Origin of the sequence: Myroides sp. WP-1, from assembly GCF_014145635.1 — a bacterium.
In the GTDB taxonomy this organism is placed as follows: domain Bacteria; phylum Bacteroidota; class Bacteroidia; order Flavobacteriales; family Flavobacteriaceae; genus Flavobacterium.
In genome coordinates this window covers 20871-39198 of sequence record NZ_JACHTC010000012.1, presented here as the reverse complement: position 1 = coordinate 39198, position 18328 = coordinate 20871, and the positions used below count along the sequence as shown (strand labels likewise).

The window sequence follows — 18328 nt, the reverse complement described above, 5'->3', positions numbered from 1 at the left end:
CTAATGAGTAAAGTTAAGAAAGGTGAGCGAACAATCTTCGTTTGCGATGGAAAAAAATGTTGTCGATACAATGAAGAAGCCAAGGCGTGCTTTGAAGACCTGCTACAAGAAAGCGGTCTCGGAGCGGATTATGCGTTGTGTAAAATGAAGTGTCAAGGCATGTGTAAAAAGGCTCCAGTAGTCTACCTTTCGGAACACGATACCTACAAAAAAGAAGTAACGAAGAAAAAAGCAAAGAAAATATTTGAGAAATACGTTACGGCTGCCGTTTTATCCTCTTAAATTTAGTTTTTAGCTTTAGCGAAATAACGATAGGCTGCTTGTTAATTAACTTGATAAGAAGCAGAGGTAAAATTACTAAACACTTTCTTTTTAGTGTATAGTATATTCTTAATTTACAGCCTTATTTTTACGGAAATCACACAAAGTTCTCCTGTTTTTTAAGAGATTATAACGGGTATTTTAATTTAGTCTCCGTAGTTTAGTGTACAATTTAAAATAGTGTATTATGCCATGGAATCCAGTAATATATAACAAGTTTAAAAATATTCGTTTTTTGCCCTTTTTTGATTTAAGTGATATGATTCAAGAGGCACCCCTAATGAAATCCGTTGATTTAGGATGTGGTACAGGAGAACAAACAGCATTATTAGTCGAGAAATTCAAACAGGCTACTTTTATAGGGATTGATTCTTCAGAAGAGATGCTTGAGCAAGCAGAACATTTAAAATCAGATCGATTAGATTTTAAACGTCAAACGATAGAAAAGTTTGTTGAATCGAATGAATCTTGGGATTTGGTTTTTAGCAATGCTGCACTGCAATGGGCTGATAATCATAAAGATTTGTTTCCAAAGCTTATCGATAAGTTAAATCCAGGAGGACAGTTTGTTGTTCAGATGCCTTATCAACCTGAAAATATACTAAACAAATTACTTTACACACTTGCCGAATCAGAGCCTTATCGCACACAATTTAAAGGATGGAATAGACCCTCTTCTGTATTGCTCTTAGATGACTATGCTCAGATTATGTTTGATGGTGGATTAAGCCAGTTGAATATTTCTCAACGTATTTATCCCCTAATAGCTCAAGACCATCATACACTATATGAATTTATTGCAGGTTCTGCTTTAATACCCTATTTAGAAAGATTAGAAGAGAAGGAAAAGGCTTTATTTATTGAAGCTTTTAAAGTAGAAATTGCTAATACTTTTAAAAAATTACCTGCTTTATATGCTTTTAAAAGGATATTGCTTTATGGTAAAAAAGAGTAAGATATTTTTTAAACTACAATTGAAAAATTACTTAAGATTGCGAAGTATTGTAATAGATACGTTCTATGTACCCAATTAAAATAGTTGGTTTTGTTGGTTGGTTTTTGTTGGCTGATTGTCGAATGTTGTTTGTGAAGAGTCAGGGATCAGTTATGAGCTAAACCTTCTTTTTAAAAAAAAATGCCGCTAAGTCTCTACGATTACTTTAAACGAAAATCTCATCACCTCACCATCTATCTCACCTAGTTTATATTGGTTTTAGTGTTCGATGAATATATCTCACTTATTTTATATTTGTTTTGGTGTTCGATAAATCTACACTGCGTTCCGATTTTATCACCTCATCACCTCATCATCTCATCATCTCATCATCTCATCACCTCACCATCTCAACAAACAACGCACAACAAACAGTAATACTATTCTTCTTCATCAAAAAATTAAATCGTAGCTTTATCCCAATAAAAACACGACCCATTGAAAAAAGGAATCATCATCGTTATTGTTGTTGTGGCTGTGGCCATACTTCAATTCAGCCATTTTATGAAGAGTCAACCGAGCAAGGTAGAAGTAGCACAAACCGAAGCTATTGATTTTGTTATCGACAAAATTGAGGTTTCTTCTGATGGAACCTATTTGTTTTACGACGCTACAGGCAAGCTGTTCACCAACTACACTTTCGACGCACCAAAAGAAATTATCAAAGGTGATCATATTATGCAAGATGCAAATTCATCTGAACTTTTCGTTTATCGCTTTGACTCAAAGGGCAATAAACAAGTGTATCTCAAAGTGAATCGAAAATAGCTCGACCCCTTGCTTTCCCAACTATAAATTCCTAATTTGCTATAGACCTTGTTCGAGTCTCATTCGAGTCTTGTTCGGTAAAAGGGGGGGAAACCCAGTAAATACCGAAGGAGTATCGAACAAGACCCGAACAAACATGGGAGGATGTGTATTTAAGCACTTGTAAACTAGTGTGTTGTATTATTTTGGAAAGGAAATTAATCCCCTTTATTACCCAAAGATGGAAGAAAAGAGTAGGGGGGATTGTGCGTTTTTATTATGTAGTTTTGAAGCGTACGCAGTAGTAAAAAAAAAAAAGAATACAAATGACTCATACTTATACCACTCGATTCGATTACTTTATGCTATTGTTCTTCTGCTTTGGAGGAGGAGCAATGGGTTATGCCTTTGAACTTGGCTATGCCTATATAATTGGTTGTGGATTGCTCATACCCTTTTTAATTCTACTCTTTAGTTTCGCACAGTCTGATCTTGAAGTTCAGCTTGATGGCATACAACGACAATTGATTTATACCTATAATTATTGGGGGAAGAGAAGAACGAAAAGTTATCCTTTAGATGAGTTGACGTTTACCTATAGTTCCATGTTTACACAGCACGGAAAATGGGCGAAACTTCATATTTACCAAGGTAAAAAAACCGTATATAAACCGAGTATAAGCGCACGTTCTCTCCATGTGGAACAGCAAGAACATTTGGCAGATTGCCTACAAAAGCTCGGGGTTAAACAGCGGTAATAGAGTAGGTTTAACTCACTGTTTGATGAAGATTGATCGCTTTAAGCCTTTGTAACTCTTTAGTTTTCAATGTGTTTTTAAAATGTCCCCTATTTGATGGTGGATCATGTGAACTTATATGGAGCTTAGGGATACTTAAAAAAATATCCCCCTTTCTTTTAGGTGTATGTTTCTGCTGAAATAAGTTGTGTTTTTTGGTTCAAAAATCCACTTCGCAACAAACGTTAAACTCCTTATCGTTTTGTTTTAATCAATTGATTCACGCGGTACATCAAGACAATGCTCAAACAAGAAACAGCAACGACCACATAACCAACAATATCATAGTTCATCAGGGGGCTATTTTTGTGCTCTTGATAAACGATTAAACCTGCGATAGCAGCTGCGATTCCACCCGCAATTTGTTGAATAGAGGAGTTGATACTCATAAACGCACCGCGATCTTTCCCTTCAGGAACAGCACTAGTAAGCGCAGAAGAAGGCACCATACGACTCATAATACCAAACATCATCAAAACATTGATAACCATCACGAGCCAAAGTGGAATTTGTGCCATATTGGTATAAACCACACAAACTAACATCAACCAAATAGAAGCGATACTAAATAGTACATATTTATTCATTTTATCGCTTAATTTTCCAATAAAAGGCATGAATAGTAAAGATGTTACTCCAGAGACCATAAACAGTAGTGGTAATTGATCCGGGTGAACCCCTAAGTTGTTTACGGCGAATATCGTTCCGAAAGGCATCATCATAAATCCACCAACAGATAAGAAGGTTGTAGCAACGAATCCGATGCGATACTCTTTGTTTTTAAGTGTATTCCACAAATGAGTTAGAGGTTTGTGGTCCTGTTGGAGCTGTAAATGTGCATTTACAGGATGCAAGTATAGAAAAATAAGTAGAGCGATCACGATCGAAAGAGCAACAATCAAGAAGAAAGGCGCTTCCCAAACCCATTTATTAGCAATATACAAACCAATGGGAATGCCCAAGACCTGACTTGCACCAAATCCCATTTGTATGAATCCCATGACACGTCCACGTTGTTGTAGACTAAAGATATCTGTGATAATAGCCATAGAAATTGAACCAATTACTCCACCGAATAACCCCGTAAAAATACGAGCTGCTACGAGTGTTTCGAAAGAGTAGGCTAAGCCACAGAATAAAGTTCCTACTATAAAACCAAGGTAGAAAAACAGCAATAGTTTTTTGCGGTCAAACTTATCCGCAAACCCTGCGGTTAGCAACCCTGATGCTCCTGCACTAAAGGCATAGGCAGATACAGCAATACCAAAATCTTGCGTATCCATGGCTAAACTTTTGAGCAGTAAATCACCCAAAGGAGCCATGACCATAAAATCCAAGATAACTGTAAATTGGGTAATCGCTAATATAAAAATGACAAATTTTTCATACCTCGAAAAAGGTACTGTTGTCTTTGTTTCCATAATTGAAGGTTAAATGGTTGAGACTTTTTGAGGTTGTGATTCATTAGAAAATTTCACACGAACAAAAAAAGCATGCAAATATAGGGTATTATTTTTTGTTAACTGTTAACTGTTGACGGTGGATTTTGCTAAAATGGAAAATGTATCTTTTAAACGAGAGACAAAAAAAACGGTTAACTGTAAACAAAACTACTATTTGTCGCTAAAGTAGATAGAAGGGTTTTAGCCAATACTTTGTATAAAAAGAATTGTTGACAAATAGTAGTAAGAAATAATTAAAAGAGATCCTTAAGCGGGTTTTAAGAACTCTAGCGAATGATGTGTTTTAGATCTAATCCAAGCGTGTAAAGTTGTGGTTTTTTCTTTGGATCATAAGTGAAATATAACGCATATCGCTAAAAGAAATATCGCAAAAAATGTACCTTTTGCTTCTGCTCAGATATAAAAAAAGAATGCTTGTTTGATTATTATACGAAAAAAGGCATTGGTGTTAATTTGCATTTGAAATTTTTATCAGTTCCTTTAGGATATGGAAACAAAGAAAGATAACTTAGCTACGCATTTTGTATTTTGTGACCTTAATATCCATTTCCATGACAGCGATACAGTCTATAGAAACACAGGAGTACGAAGAACTTCGTGTGTATACAGAAGAAACACTATTTGAAACTGCCGCAGCAGGACGTCCTTATCGCCCTAAAAGACCTTCTATTTTATTTGTAAAAAAAGGTCACATCAGAATAAAAGAGCAAATTAACGAAATCGAAATTTCCAGTGCTTCCTTTCTTTTAATTAATACCAAATACGTTTATGAGATCTTGGATATTGAACCTCATACAGAATTGCGTTTGTTAGGATACAATCGAGATTTTGTTGAACACAGTACTTTTCAACTTAACAAAGTCAAAGTATACAAAGACCTAAAGAACCAATTAAAACGCGTTTTTACACTGCAACCTGTTGAATTTGATGTTTTTTGGGAAAATATTGCGTTGTTGACGTATTATACGAAAAACCATACAGCGATCACCTATGCGGAACAAATAATTCAGAACTATTTCAATATTTTGTTGTATCACTTGGTGAGTATAGTTGCTCCTTTGCATGAAGAACAGCTGTCACAACTAAATCGACAACAAAAGCTGACCTATGATTTCGTCAATCTAGTTTCTGCACATTATTTACAGTCTAAAAGCGTACAGTTTTACGCTGATGCATTGCATATTTCCATTCGTTATTTAAGTGCAGTTGTCAAGGAAGTCGCCCAACGGACTCCCAATCAAATTATTAGTGAATTTATTGTAAATGAGGCAAAAGCACAGTTGAGTAATCCTTCTATTTCACTTAAAGAAATTGGAAATAAGCTGCATTTTAGCGATCAATATGCATTCACTCATTTCTTTAAAAAACATCTAAAGATGAGTCCGACGCAATATAGAGCCATGATATTAGGGTCTAAATAGTACTTTTGAACATCTGTTAAGGAAGTTGAATCATTTTATATCCAAGTATTTGCCAATACCTTTGTTCGTATAAAACAAAGTATAGAATGAAAAGTAAATTGCGCACAATACTAGGTGGTTTTGTTGCTTTATTGCTTTCTACTACTTGGAGTTATGCACAAGAAAAATCAACGCAACTTTCAGTAGAAGAAATTATTAAGTTGGCATTAGAGAATCATCAGCAGTTGAAATTAAGTGCTCAACAGAAAGAAATTGCGAGTCAACAAACACAAATTTTAAAACTACAACAACTTCCTACACTTGGAGTTTCTGCTACGGCAGCTTATATAGGTGATGCACTAATTTTAGATCGCGATTTTTCGAAGGTAGCGACAAAAGATATGCCCCATTTTGGCAATTCCTATGCCATTCAAGCTTCAGAACTTTTGTATAAGGGAGGAGCGATTAAAAAATCGATCGAATTAGCCAAAATAGGTGAACAAATTGCCGAATTGGATTGGATAAACGATCAACAATCAATCAAGTTCTTAGTTATTTCTAATTATTTAGATCTCTATAAGCTTTTGAATCAACAAGAAGTTTATCAAAACAATAAAAAGTTGGGACAAATTCGCTTGGAAAATGTCAAGCAATTCTATAGCCAAGGCATGCTGACGAGGAATGAAGTTATTCGCGGCGAATTAGCCTTACAAAACATCGATCAAGCTTTACTTGTGGTTACTAACAACATCAATATTGTTAACTACAATTTGAATATAGCTTTGGGATTGGATGTCAATACCAAATTGAGTCCATCTGAAACAATTAGCGAAAAAGAGTTAATGGGGTTATATGAATACTACTTGGCTTTAGCCTATGAAAATCATCCAACCTTGAAAATCACAGAGAAGGCGATAGCAGTTGCCGATCAGAAGATCGCTATAGCGAAAACAGATCAGTACCCTGCATTGATTGCTATGGGTGGTTACAATATGAGTAGACCGATTACAACTTCAAACCCTGTGATGGATATGTATTCCAATACTTGGCAAGTAGGGGTAACGCTTAATTACAGCTTAGACAATCTCTATAAGACTCCGAAGAAGGTGAAGCTAGAACAATTGGAAAAGGGAAAAGCAGAAGAGACGCGTGTATTAGCTATGCAACAAATAGAAATGGGAGTTCACGCTTCTTATACCAAATATGAAGAAGCTATTCAAAACGCACATTTGCTTGAAAAAAGTCAACAGTTGGCACAGGAAAACTATCGCATTATTGAAGCTAAATATCTAAATCAATTAGCAATTCAAGCAGAGATGACAGATGCCACCAATGCCAAACTCGAGGCAGAGTTGCAATATGCAAATGCGCAAATCAATGTACTTTACCAATATTACAGTTTATTAAAAGCAACGGGAACGTTGTAAAATTGCTAAAAATACCATGGAACAAACAGATCATACGACACATACAGAACCGCAAGAAAAGAAAAGCGCTCCAATTACGATTAACACGAAGCAAGAAGTAATCAAAAAACGCAAGATTATTGTACTGAACACCTTGACATTTTTGATTGTAGCTCTTGCGTTCTATTGGCTTTTAACTAAGTATTTTCACATTGGAGATAAAGATTATACAGAATCTGCTCAAGTAGAAGAATATATCAATCCGATAAACACGAGGGTATCAGGTTATATCAAAGACATTCGATTTATTGAACATCAAACTGTTAAAGCAGGGGATACCTTGGTTGTTTTGGACGACAGTGAGATTCGAACTCAAGTAGAACAGGCAGAAGCTGCTTATTTAAGTGCAATAGCCGCTAAAGAAGTAACACGATCTGCCAGAGAAACAACGAGCAATACTATTGGTGTATTTGAATCTAATATTCAAGGTGCACAAGCGCGTTTGTGGAATGCAGAGCAAAATAAAAATCGCTTTGAAAAATTGTTGGTTGTAGAAGCTGTTACCCAACAGCAATACGATCAAATGGCTACAGAATATCAAGCGGCCAAATCAGCTTTTGATGCTTTGAAAAAGCAACAAACGACAACAAGACTCTCTGTTTCTGAAATTGATACGCGTTTAGCATTGAACGATGCGGATATTAAACGCACTAAAGCGATGTTAGACATGGCTCAATTAAACCTGTCTTACACGGTAATTAAAGCACCGTATGATGGTACAATGGGAAGACGCTTAATTAGTGTCGGACAATTGCTGAATCCGAGTCAACAGATTACAACAATCGTTCGCGACAATGAAAAATGGGTAACAGCCAATTTCTTAGAGTCACAAATGCCCGATGTACAGGTAGGAACGATCTTGACTATGACTTCAGATGCTGTTCGTGGAGAGCAATTTGAGGGAATTGTAACGGCAATTTCTGCAGCAACAGGTAATCGTTATTCTAGTATGCCAACAGATAATTCAACAGGAAACTTCGTAAAAGTACAACAGCGTATCCCTGTACGTATTGAGTTTACCGATCAAAATAAACAAGATGCTGTAAACCGCTTAAAGGCGGGAATGAATATGAATGTACAATTAAAAAACAAGTAGGAACAACACACATATTATGTATAATCAAGGATTATTTTACTCTTGGGTGCCCAAACCTGTCATGTTATTGCTTATCGTGGTGATCGCATTGATCTTTTTTGGGGTGAATGGCATCTATACTCCCAATATTACTTATTTAGTTGGTAGTACTGGAGCGATGAGTGAATACTATTTATGGGCAAATTATGCTTGTGTTGTTGGAATGGGAACAGTTATGCCGCTGATTGTGCGTATTAAAGCGCGTTTTAGAACCAAAGAAATACTAGTTGTTAGTCTTACGGGAATTGCACTTTTATTTGTTGTAATGGGAACTACGCATCAACCACAAGTAATCATTGGAGCTTCCTTTTTAATTGGCGTATTTAAAATGTTAGGGATGATGGAGGTAGTCCTCCCGTTGATGTTCATCTTGTCTAAAGATGGAAATCGAGGTCGTTTCTATAGTATTTTTTATACTGTAGTTTTAATCGTCACACAAGTGGCAGGTTATTATATTACCAAAATTTCGTATTATGCCAATTGGCAATTTGGGTACTTAGTTTATGCTTCCATATGTTTAGTTGCAGCATTGATTTGTATTGTCTTTCAACACAATCAACGTTTTATGCGTAAAGTGCCCCTGTATTACATCGACTGGTTAAGCGTGTTACTATACATCAGTTCTTTTATGATATTAGGGTATATTTTAGCCTTTGGAAAACAACAAGACTGGTTTAAATCTGTGCATATCAAGTATGCTACCTTGTCTTTTTTTATCTTGGCCTTTGCCTTCTTTATTCGACAAAAGGTTTTAACCCGTCCTTTCTTATCGCTTAAAGCATTTAAGAAGAACAATGTAAGACATGGAATTATTATGCTTCTTTTGTTGGGAATGTATTTAGCAACTACGAATTTACAAAATACGTTTGCCATGGGAATCTTAGGCTATAATGCTTTAACTAATGCTTCCTTGAATATGATGATGATTCCAGGTTTACTTGTTGGAGCAATTATTTCCTATAAGTGGTTTAATCATTTGTATCCCATTCGAATGCTTCTCTTTACTGGGTTTGCTTCTTTTATGATGTACACCATTGTGATGTACTTCTTTATGGTTCCTGAATTAAATTACCACTTATGGCTGTTGCCACAATTTTTTAAAGGGATGGGTATGGGAATTTTGTTTATTGTAATTTGGTACTATACACTAGATAAATTAGATATTCCAAGTTTGTTGAGCTTAATTGGTTTTGTTCTATTGTGGAGAACCTTCATTTCTTTGGGGATTTTTAGCTCGCTGTTCACTTGGTTACAGTATAAATTGCAGTTGCAAAGCTTGAGTAATTTAGCCGTGTATTTGGATGATACGCTATTGATGCAAGCAGGAGGATCGATTAATCTAACGTCAGTTCAACTCAATGCTATTCTCGCTGCAAATAAGATTATTTTCGGTTTTTTAAATATCCTAGGTATAGGAGTTTTACTTTACGTTCTGTTTCACCATTATGGTCGAACGAAGGATGTTTTGACTCGAATCCGCATGTCTAAAATCGGACAATTGTGGATCAGTACTAAAGATCGAGAAAAAATAGATGAACAATTACATACGTAAGGTTATAGGTTTGTACGAAAAGCAGTTTTCTTTTTTTAGAGGCTGCTTTTTTTGTTGGTTGATTGCTGCTCGGTTTGTGAGGTTTGTGAGGTTTGTGAGGTTTGTGAGGTTTGTGAGGTTTGTGAGGTTTGTGAGGTTTGTGAGGTTTGTGAGGTCAACAACGAACAACGAACAATTAACACTCCCCTCTAACTACCTCATAACCAAATCGCAAAATCGCTACCAACATAATAAATAGAAAAACATAGCGTACCCATTGTTGACCTTTTAGGATAGCTAGTTTAGCTCCACAATACCCACCAATACCATTGCATACTGCCATTGGTAGGGCAACAGACCAAATGATTTGTCCTTTGAGTAGAAACAAGCAAATACTACCTAAATTAGTAAACAGGTTGATCATTTTTGCATAGGCAGAGGCCTTAAAGAAGTCAAATCCAATGAGGAAGATGAATCCCATAATGAAGAAGGTACCTGTAGCTGGACCGATAAATCCATCGTAAAACCCAATGACTATAGCAATGATGATCCCATAGCTATATTTTTTTTGCGTTGTTATTTCGGTTAAGTGTTTCTTGGTAAAGTCTTTCTTAAAATAAGTAAACACCCAAAGGGCAACTAAGATAATGAGTAATAGCGGCTTCATGAAGTCGTTGTTGACGATAGTCAGGATATAGGACCCTAAAAAAGCACTACCACAAGATAGCGCTGCTAGTACCAAAAAATAAGACCATTGAATTTTAGTCTGTTTGAGGTATTGTTGTACCGCCATGGCTGTACCTGAAAAAGCAGGTATTTTTAAGGTTCCGATCACTGATGATACGGGGATTGAGGGTAATAGGGCGAGCCCTAAGGGGGTTTGAATTAATCCACCACCGCCAGCAATAGCATCGATAAAGCCAGCACAAAAAGCTACTATACACAGATAGAAGATAATGTCAAGTTCCATAAACGTCAAAACAACCTTTGTTATTTCGAGTACAAAGGTAAACCTTCTATCGTTTTAGTTGAAGATAATCAAGAATAAATTCCGTGCGTTTTGCAATAGAAGTGCAGGGAACTTCCACCAAATGGTATCCGAACTTTTCATAAGTAATGCGCATGATGGCATGCGTTTGGGTAGCCAGTTGAAAATCTTGTTTTCGCTCTGTATCTTTTTGGTAAATAGCTTCCCAAGGCGGAAAAATAAAAACAACAGGTGCATAAGGAGTTGTGTGAGCGAGGGTATAATGTGCTGGCAGAACGTTGAGTTGTTCCAAATGAGCATAGCCTATACTATCTAATAAACCCCGATCAAAGAAGGTGAGCGTGTCTTCTTTTTGGTGGTTGTAATCAGCGATAGTACATTCGAGCATTTGTTCATAAAAGAGCTGTTTATCTTGCCAGGGAAGTGCTTGTCCATGTTGTAGCATTTGCTGTTTAATAATAGCTCGTCCAACTTCTGGTACGACGGAATATCCCTTTGAGGCAAGAGCTTCTAGTACAGAAGATTTACCACTTCCTGGGCCACCAGTAAAGATGTAAAATGGTTTCATAATTATAATTTGGAATTTGAATGTCCCTAAATAGGGGATGGTACGTAGTGTACATATAAATAGAGAGAAACGCTGCAGAGCAAATAGCCTTTTCCTGGGAAAGAAAAGGCTATTTTTGTTGTTGTTTGTTGTTGTTTGCTATCTCTAGCGGGCTATTTTGGGTATTATCTTTTTTCTCTCTGTGAATCAAAAATAGTTGTTTTTTTGATTAAAGTTAGTTTTATTTTAAATAATTTTTATATTAATGTTATTACAAAAGTTGTGCCAAAATTTTGTTGGTTTTCTTTTTTATGTGTATTATGAATGATGCAATTGCATTGCAAATTGTGCTGGTACATTGTAATAATTCAAAAAAACGTGCTATTTTTGTTTGGATGAAACAATACAACTACATAGTATCCTTGCTCTTAGCGATAATCGTAATGGTTATCTCTTTTTATCCTTGTGCGGATCGTTATGTTTCATCTAAGGTGCAAACAGAATCTGCTGTTGCTCGTGTAATAGAAACGCAACATAGTGATGACGCACAAGATGCTTGTTCACCTTTTTGTGTTTGTGTATGTTGTGCTGTATCAGTGGATTTAACGTTACCTACTTACGACCTTCCTGTTCTGGTACAAACAGTTAGTACAGAAAAAACAATTGTACCTTATCCTTTTGTAGAATCTATCGTTTATCACATCTGGCAACCGCCTAAGCTCGTATAATTATATCGCCCTATGACCGTAGATCTCTTTTGAGGTTTGCGTTTTTATGACCATTTATATTATACAGAGATGCTAGATAAAATCATTCATTTTAGTATCCGAAATAAATTCATCGTTGGACTTTTCGTACTGGGACTTATCGCAGTGGGAAGTTATTCGTTGATGCATTTACCGATGGATACACAGCCTGATATTACGAATAATCAGGTGCAAATTATTACAAGTTCTCCCACGTTAGCAACGCAAGAGGTAGAGCAATTTATTACTTATCCCATAGAACAGGCAGTTAAGCCTATTCCCAATATCACAGAGCTTCGCTCTATCAGTCGTTTTGGCTTGAGTGTGGTAACTGTTGTTTTTACGGAAGATACAGATATCTACTGGGCAAGAAATCAGATTAATGAAAATCTGAAGGCCGCTGAAGAGGTGATTCCTAAAAATGTTGGAACACCCGAATTAGCCCCAGTGAGTACGGGGCTAGGAGAAATCTATCAATATGTAGTTTACCCCAAAGAAGGATATGAAGATCAATATAATAGTATGGATCTTCGCACAATCCAAGATTGGATTATTAAACCCCAATTGATTGGTGTGAAAGGCGTGGCAGAAGTCAACACATTGGGTGGGCATTTGAAACAATATGAGGTGTCTGTACAGCCTGATCGCTTGAAAAGTATGGATACGTCTATTCTGGAGATTTTTGAAGCTTTAGAACAAAATAACGAGAATACAGGTGGTGCTTATATTGATAAGAAACCCTATGCCTATTTTATTCGCAGTATTGGGATGGTTCACTCCATGGAAGATATTGAAAAAATTGTGGTAAAAACAGTCAATGGAACTCCAATTTTAATTCGCGATGTTGCTGAAGTAAGAATCGGAAGCAGCATTCGCTACGGAGCAGTTACCAAAGACGGCAAAGGAGAAGATGTCAGCGGAATGGTGATGATGCTCAAAGACGCCAATACCCAAGAAGTAGTGAAGTTGGTCAAAGAAAAAATGACACAAATTGAAAAGACACTACCCGAAGGTGTCGCAATAGAGCCTTTTATCGATCGAACTAAACTCATTGATAAAACGGTGAGTACGATTCAAACCAATTTGATGGAAGGTGCGTTGATTGTGGTGTTTGTCTTGGTTTTACTCCTAGGTAACTGGCGTGCAGGACTTATTGTGGCCTCTGTTATTCCACTATCTCTATTATTTGCCATCAGTTTGATGAAGCTATTTGGCGTTAGTGGAAACTTGATGAGTTTAGGAGCCATAGATTTCGGATTGATTGTCGATGGAGCAGTAATCATTGTCGAAGCCATTGTTCATCGTCTGCACCTTGGAAAGACAAGGAAGCTCACTCAAAAAGAGATGAACGAAGAAGTGTACACCGCAGCGTCTAAAATTAGAACTAGTGCTTCTTTTGGAGAGATCATTATTTTAATTGTTTACTTGCCTATTTTGGCTTTAACAGGAATTGAAGGAAAAATGTTTGGCCCTATGGCTATGACAGTCTCTTTCGCTATCTTGGGAGCTTTTATTCTTTCGTTAACCTATGTTCCTATGGCTTCTTCTCTGTTCTTGAAGAGAGAGGCAGGAAAAGTTAAACCGAATTTTAGCGATAAATTGATTGATAAAATTTATCAGTTTTATAAACCTATTTTAGAAAAAGCTTTTAAAGTGAAGCGCTTTGTTTTAGTTGTGGCCTTCGGATTATTCGCTTTGGCCCTAGCAGTGTTTAGTAAAATGGGAGGAGAGTTTATCCCAACGTTAGATGAAGGTGACTTAGCTACGCATATTATTATTTCATCAGGTAGTTCACTGTCTCAAGAGATAGAAACAACAACCAAAGCAGAACAGATATTGTTAGATCAGTTTCCAGAAGTAAAAATGGTTATTTCTAAGATTGGTAGTGCGGAAATTCCTACCGACCCAATGCCGATGGAAGCAGCAGATATGATTATTGTTTTGAAAGATAAAAAAGAGTGGACTTCAGCAACAACAAAAGGGGAGCTCATTGATAAAATGGAAGCGGCCTTAGAGGAAATTCCAGGGGTAACCACAGAGTTTTCTCAACCCATTCAAATGCGTTTTAACGAGTTGATGACTGGTGTACGCAGTGACGTAGCAATTAAAGTTTTCGGAGAAGACCTTGATCGTTTGGCTAGTATTGGCGATGAAATTAATGGAATGATTGCCAATGTACCAGGTGTTGCTAGTCCAAAATTAGAACGCGTAACGGGTTTACCTCAAATATCGATCAAATACGACAAAGATAAATTGGCGTTGTATGGATTAAAAATTTCCGACATCAGTCAAATTATACGCGCTGGATTTGCGGGTGAAACAACGGGATTGGTATATGAAGGAGAAAAGCGTTTTGATTTAGTTGTGCGTTTGGATCAAGCATCAAGATCGGATATTGAGAATTTAAAAAATTTCTTTATCCCTTTAGCGGATGGACAACAAATTCCACTGAGTCAAATTGCGGATATCGATTATGAGGATGGACCACAACAAATTAGCCGTGAAGACGGTAGAAGACGTATTGTTTTGGGATTCAATGTAAAAGATCGCGATGTAAAAAGCGTTGTAAATGATATTCAAGCCAAATTAGATGCGCAATTGAAGTTACCTGATGGGTATTATATCACGTACGGCGGTCAGTTTGAGAACTTGGTTGAAGCAACTAATCGACTGATGATTGCAGTGCCTATTGCTTTGGCCTTAATTTTCGTTTTATTGTATTTTACATTTAAATCGGTAAAGCAATCCCTCATTATTTTTACAGCAATTCCTTTATCAGCTATTGGTGGAGTTGCGGCCTTGTGGTTGAGAGATATGCCTTTTAGTATATCGGCAGGTGTTGGTTTTATCGCCTTATTTGGTGTAGCCGTATTGAATGGGATTGTATTGATTGGACAGTTTAACCAGCTAAAAGAACAAGGAATGGATTTATATGAACGCATTATAGAAGGAACTAAAATACGCTTGCGTCCTGTATTGTTGACGGCATCTGTGGCTTCCTTAGGATTTTTACCTATGGCCTTGAGTACAAGTGCAGGTGCAGAAGTTCAAAAACCTTTGGCAACTGTCGTTATTGGTGGGTTGATTACCGCTACACTTTTAACGCTACTTGTTTTGCCTATTATTTATTACTATGAAGAAAAGGGGTTTGGGAAAAGCAAACCAACCAAAACTAACATAACGGCAGTGTTACTTCTTTTACTCATGCTAGGAGGAGCCCAGGCACAAGCACAAGAAGTGACGCGTCTTTCTTTAGATGAAGCGTTGACTTTGGCGAGAGAAAACAACCAAAGCCTAAAAGCATCTAAAGCCAATGTTTTGAGTCAAGAGCAAATGGTAAAAACGGCCTATGATATTCCTAAAACAGACGTGTCTATGGGCTTTGGTTATCTTAATGGAAAAGGACAAAAAGACATCAACCTCAATGTAAGTCAATCGCTGAGTCCCTTTACCTATGCTAAAAAGAAAAACATTCTCCAGAAGGATTATGAAAGTGCTGAATTACAGCTCCAAGGGAAGACGATAGCTATTGAGTTTGAGATAAAACAAACGTGGGAAAATATGCTTTATGCTCAATCCAAGAAAAAGTTGTTGGAACAACAGTTTACATTGCTACAAGCTTTTTCAAAATCGGCAAAATTGCGTTATCAAACAGGAGAAACAACGTTGATGGAGAGTAATGTTGCTCAGGCCAAAGAACAGGAGATTAGTGTGTTGTTAACTCAAAATAATACGTTTTTGCAGAATGAGAAATCGAAAATTAAAGCGTATTTAAATTTGGAAACGGATTTTGAATTGAGTGAACGCGAATTAGTGTACGACGAACACGATCCGTGGGCTGATTTAAATCTCGACGAAAATAATAGCTTACAACTAGCCGAAAAGGAAATCGAAAAAGTAGAGGCGACGCAAAAATTTGAAAAATCTTTGCTTTTACCTGATGTTACCTTAGGTTATACCATCGAATCAGAAGCAGGATTAAGAGCCAATGGATCGAATTACGGTAGAGAGCTGCGCATTCCTAGTTATTCTGTAGGATTGAGTATTCCGATTTTCTTTGGAAGTCAATCCAAAAAAATAAAAGCAATGAAGTACAGCATCGAACAAGCGACCTTGGAGAAAGACTACTTGCACAGGCAGTTAAGCGAATCGGTACAGCAGCAGTTGGAAATTATTCGCGCCCAACAATCGGTTATTGATTACTATCAAGATAACGCCTTGTTGAATGCATCAATTATACAAGATCATGCCAACAAGTCGTATAATAATGGAGATATTTCATACGTGGAATATATCCAATCGATGGAAACCGCTTTAAACATTCAAATTAATTATTTAGATGCCGTGTTGCAGTATAATTTAGGACACAATGCACTACATTATTTAGTTAACCAATAATTCGATTTTTACTATGAAAAGAATATATATAGCCTTAGTTGTTTTTGGAACAATTTTCTTTGCCAATTGCCAAAATAAAACGACAACAGAAGAAACGATAGTTACACAAGAAGATGAACACGAAGAAGATGGCGCAAAGGAAGTAGAACTAAACAGTGCGCAAAAAAAGGCAGCAGGTATTGTAATGGGGCAGTTAGAAGACAAGAACCTAACGGACGTGATCAAGGTAAACGGACAAACAGAATTGCCTCCTCAAAATCAAGCAGATGTTACTACTTTTTTAAGTGGAACCATTACGCAAATTCTCGTGAATATTGGAGATCGAGTAACCAAAGGCCAAGTATTGGCTATTGCTGATAGCCCTGAATTTATTCGTTTACAAGAAGAGTATCAGATTTCTAAAAATAATTTAGAGTATTTGGAATTGGAATATAAACGCCAACAAACGCTACGCGCTGAAAATGTCAATTCTGAAAAAACCTATCAAAAGACGAAATCTGAATTGAATATTGAGAAGTCGCGTTATCAATCGTTAACCAATCAATTGTCTTTGCTATCGACAAATCCAAACTCAATGGCAAGAACGCTGAAAATCATTGCGCCTATTAGTGGAAATGTATCTTCAATTCCCATTCGAATTGGAACTAATATCGTAAACGGACAAACGCTGTTGTCTTTAGTAGATAATTCGAAAATTCACTTGGATCTCAAAATATACGAAAAGGACTTGCCCTATGTGCACGAAGGGCAAAAGGTGTCGTTTAAATTGACCAATATCAATAAGGAAGAGGTAACAGCTACCATTTTTAGTATAGGAAAAGCATTTGAGCCAGGCACAAAAACGGTGATTGCTCATGCTAATATTGATCAAGTACCGGATAATTTAATTCCGGGATTATATGTGAATGCCTTGGTTGATGTAGGGGCTAAAACGGTCAAAGCATTACCTAATGAAGCGATTATCAAAGCTGATGGACGTGAGTTTATCTTCGTTTCCGATGCTTCAGAAGAACATGGTGATCACTTTCACTACAAGCGCGTTGAAGTGAAAACAGGCGTAAAAGAATTGGGATATACTCAAGTAGATATCGTAGAAGCCTTACCTGAAAACTATAGTATTGTTACACAAGGGGCCTACTATCTACAAAGTCACTTGATTAAAAACGAAGGTGGCGGAGGGCATAGTCATTAGTTGATTTTGATTGTTTGTTGAGATGGTGAGGTGGTGAGGTGGTGAGGTGGTGAGGTGGTGAGGTGGTGAGGTGGTGAGGTGGTGAAATCGGAACGCAGTGTAGATTCATCGAACACTAAAACCAATATAAACTAGGTGAGATAGATGGTGAGGTGGTGAGGTGGTGAAATCGGAACGCAGTGTAAATCGAAACGCAGTGTAGATTCATCGAACACCAAAACAAATATAAAATAAGTGAGATATATTCATCGAACACTAAAACCAATATAAACTAGGTGAGATAGATGGTGAGGTGGTGAGGTGGTGAAATCGGAACGCAGTGTAAATCGAAACGCAGTGTAGATTCATCGAACACCAAAACAAATATAAAATAAGTGAGATATATTCATCGAACACTAAAACCAATATAAACTAGGTGAGATAGATGGTGAGATGGTGAGGTGGTGAGGTGGTGAGGTGTTGAGGTGGTGAGGTGTTGAGGTGGAGCCGAAATCGACAATCTCCAAACAACAAACGCCAATCAACTCATTATTTCATCCATCTTCTGTCTAAAATGTAAAAGAATTGACTTAGGCCATAGCTAAAGCCCTAGAAATAATTAAA

At 36.9% G+C, this 18328-nt stretch carries 14 protein-coding genes; 11 read left to right on the top strand and 3 right to left on the bottom strand.

Going from position 1 to position 18328, the window contains the following annotated elements:
• The first annotated feature begins 3 nt into the window (after nucleotides 1-3).
• From H4K33_RS11390 to H4K33_RS11375, 4 genes are all read left to right on the top strand, one after another.
• Nucleotides 4-282, top strand: coding sequence for a (2Fe-2S) ferredoxin domain-containing protein (locus tag H4K33_RS11390; protein WP_182649037.1), 279 nt, complete (start codon nucleotides 4-6; stop codon nucleotides 280-282).
• Between the two features lie 226 nt (nucleotides 283-508).
• Nucleotides 509-1276 carry a methyltransferase domain-containing protein gene (locus H4K33_RS11385; protein WP_182649035.1) on the top strand — a complete coding sequence of 256 codons (768 nt, stop codon included), beginning with the start codon at nucleotides 509-511 and terminating at the stop codon, nucleotides 1274-1276.
• 477 nt (nucleotides 1277-1753) lie between these two features.
• Nucleotides 1754-2083: a hypothetical protein gene (locus H4K33_RS11380; protein WP_182649033.1), complete on the top strand. Its 330-nt coding sequence runs from the start codon at nucleotides 1754-1756 to the stop codon at nucleotides 2081-2083.
• Between the two features lie 305 nt (nucleotides 2084-2388).
• Entirely contained in the window at nucleotides 2389-2820 is a 432-nt protein-coding gene (locus H4K33_RS11375; RefSeq protein WP_182649031.1) for a hypothetical protein, read from the top strand.
• 233 nt (nucleotides 2821-3053) lie between these two features.
• Here the strand turns inward: H4K33_RS11375 and H4K33_RS11370 are convergent, their stop codons facing one another.
• Complete coding sequence (locus H4K33_RS11370) at nucleotides 3054-4280, bottom strand: MFS transporter (protein WP_182649029.1); 1227 nt, start codon at nucleotides 4278-4280, stop codon at nucleotides 3054-3056.
• Nucleotides 4281-4873: 593 nt separating this feature from the next.
• On the opposite strand from H4K33_RS11370, the gene H4K33_RS11365 reads away from it, so the two are divergent.
• The 4 genes from H4K33_RS11365 (at nucleotide 4874) to H4K33_RS11350 (ending at nucleotide 9875) form a co-directional block, all read left to right on the top strand.
• Complete coding sequence (locus tag H4K33_RS11365; RefSeq protein WP_182649027.1) at nucleotides 4874-5743, top strand: AraC family transcriptional regulator; 870 nt, start codon at nucleotides 4874-4876, stop codon at nucleotides 5741-5743.
• Nucleotides 5744-5829: 86 nt separating this feature from the next.
• Nucleotides 5830-7149 (top strand): TolC family protein, encoded by a 1320-nt coding sequence (locus tag H4K33_RS11360; RefSeq protein WP_182649025.1) that lies wholly within the window; start codon nucleotides 5830-5832, stop codon nucleotides 7147-7149.
• A 16-nt stretch (nucleotides 7150-7165) separates the two neighbouring features.
• Nucleotides 7166-8284: an HlyD family secretion protein gene (locus H4K33_RS11355; protein ID WP_182649023.1), complete on the top strand. Its 1119-nt coding sequence runs from the start codon at nucleotides 7166-7168 to the stop codon at nucleotides 8282-8284.
• Nucleotides 8285-8300: 16 nt separating this feature from the next.
• On the top strand, nucleotides 8301-9875 hold the full coding sequence (locus tag H4K33_RS11350; RefSeq protein WP_182649021.1) for an MFS transporter: 1575 nt from the start codon (nucleotides 8301-8303) through the stop codon (nucleotides 9873-9875).
• A 175-nt stretch (nucleotides 9876-10050) separates the two neighbouring features.
• Here the strand turns inward: H4K33_RS11350 and H4K33_RS11345 are convergent, their stop codons facing one another.
• Together H4K33_RS11345 and H4K33_RS11340 are read right to left on the bottom strand one after the other, a co-directional pair.
• Nucleotides 10051-10824, bottom strand: a complete 774-nt coding sequence (locus H4K33_RS11345; RefSeq protein ID WP_182649019.1) for a TSUP family transporter — start codon at nucleotides 10822-10824, stop codon at nucleotides 10051-10053.
• A 46-nt stretch (nucleotides 10825-10870) separates the two neighbouring features.
• On the bottom strand, nucleotides 10871-11410 hold the full coding sequence (locus H4K33_RS11340; RefSeq protein ID WP_182649017.1) for an AAA family ATPase: 540 nt from the start codon (nucleotides 11408-11410) through the stop codon (nucleotides 10871-10873).
• Nucleotides 11411-11709: 299 nt separating this feature from the next.
• On the opposite strand from H4K33_RS11340, the gene H4K33_RS11335 reads away from it, so the two are divergent.
• From H4K33_RS11335 to H4K33_RS11325, 3 genes are all read left to right on the top strand, one after another.
• A complete protein-coding gene (locus tag H4K33_RS11335; RefSeq protein ID WP_255493673.1) occupies nucleotides 11710-12117 on the top strand; it encodes a hypothetical protein in 408 nt (135 codons plus the stop codon).
• Nucleotides 12118-12186: 69 nt separating this feature from the next.
• Nucleotides 12187-16533 (top strand): CusA/CzcA family heavy metal efflux RND transporter, encoded by a 4347-nt coding sequence (locus H4K33_RS11330; protein WP_182649015.1) that lies wholly within the window; start codon nucleotides 12187-12189, stop codon nucleotides 16531-16533.
• A 13-nt stretch (nucleotides 16534-16546) separates the two neighbouring features.
• Nucleotides 16547-17725: an efflux RND transporter periplasmic adaptor subunit gene (locus H4K33_RS11325; RefSeq protein WP_182649013.1), complete on the top strand. Its 1179-nt coding sequence runs from the start codon at nucleotides 16547-16549 to the stop codon at nucleotides 17723-17725.
• Nucleotides 17726-18328 lie beyond the last annotated feature (603 nt).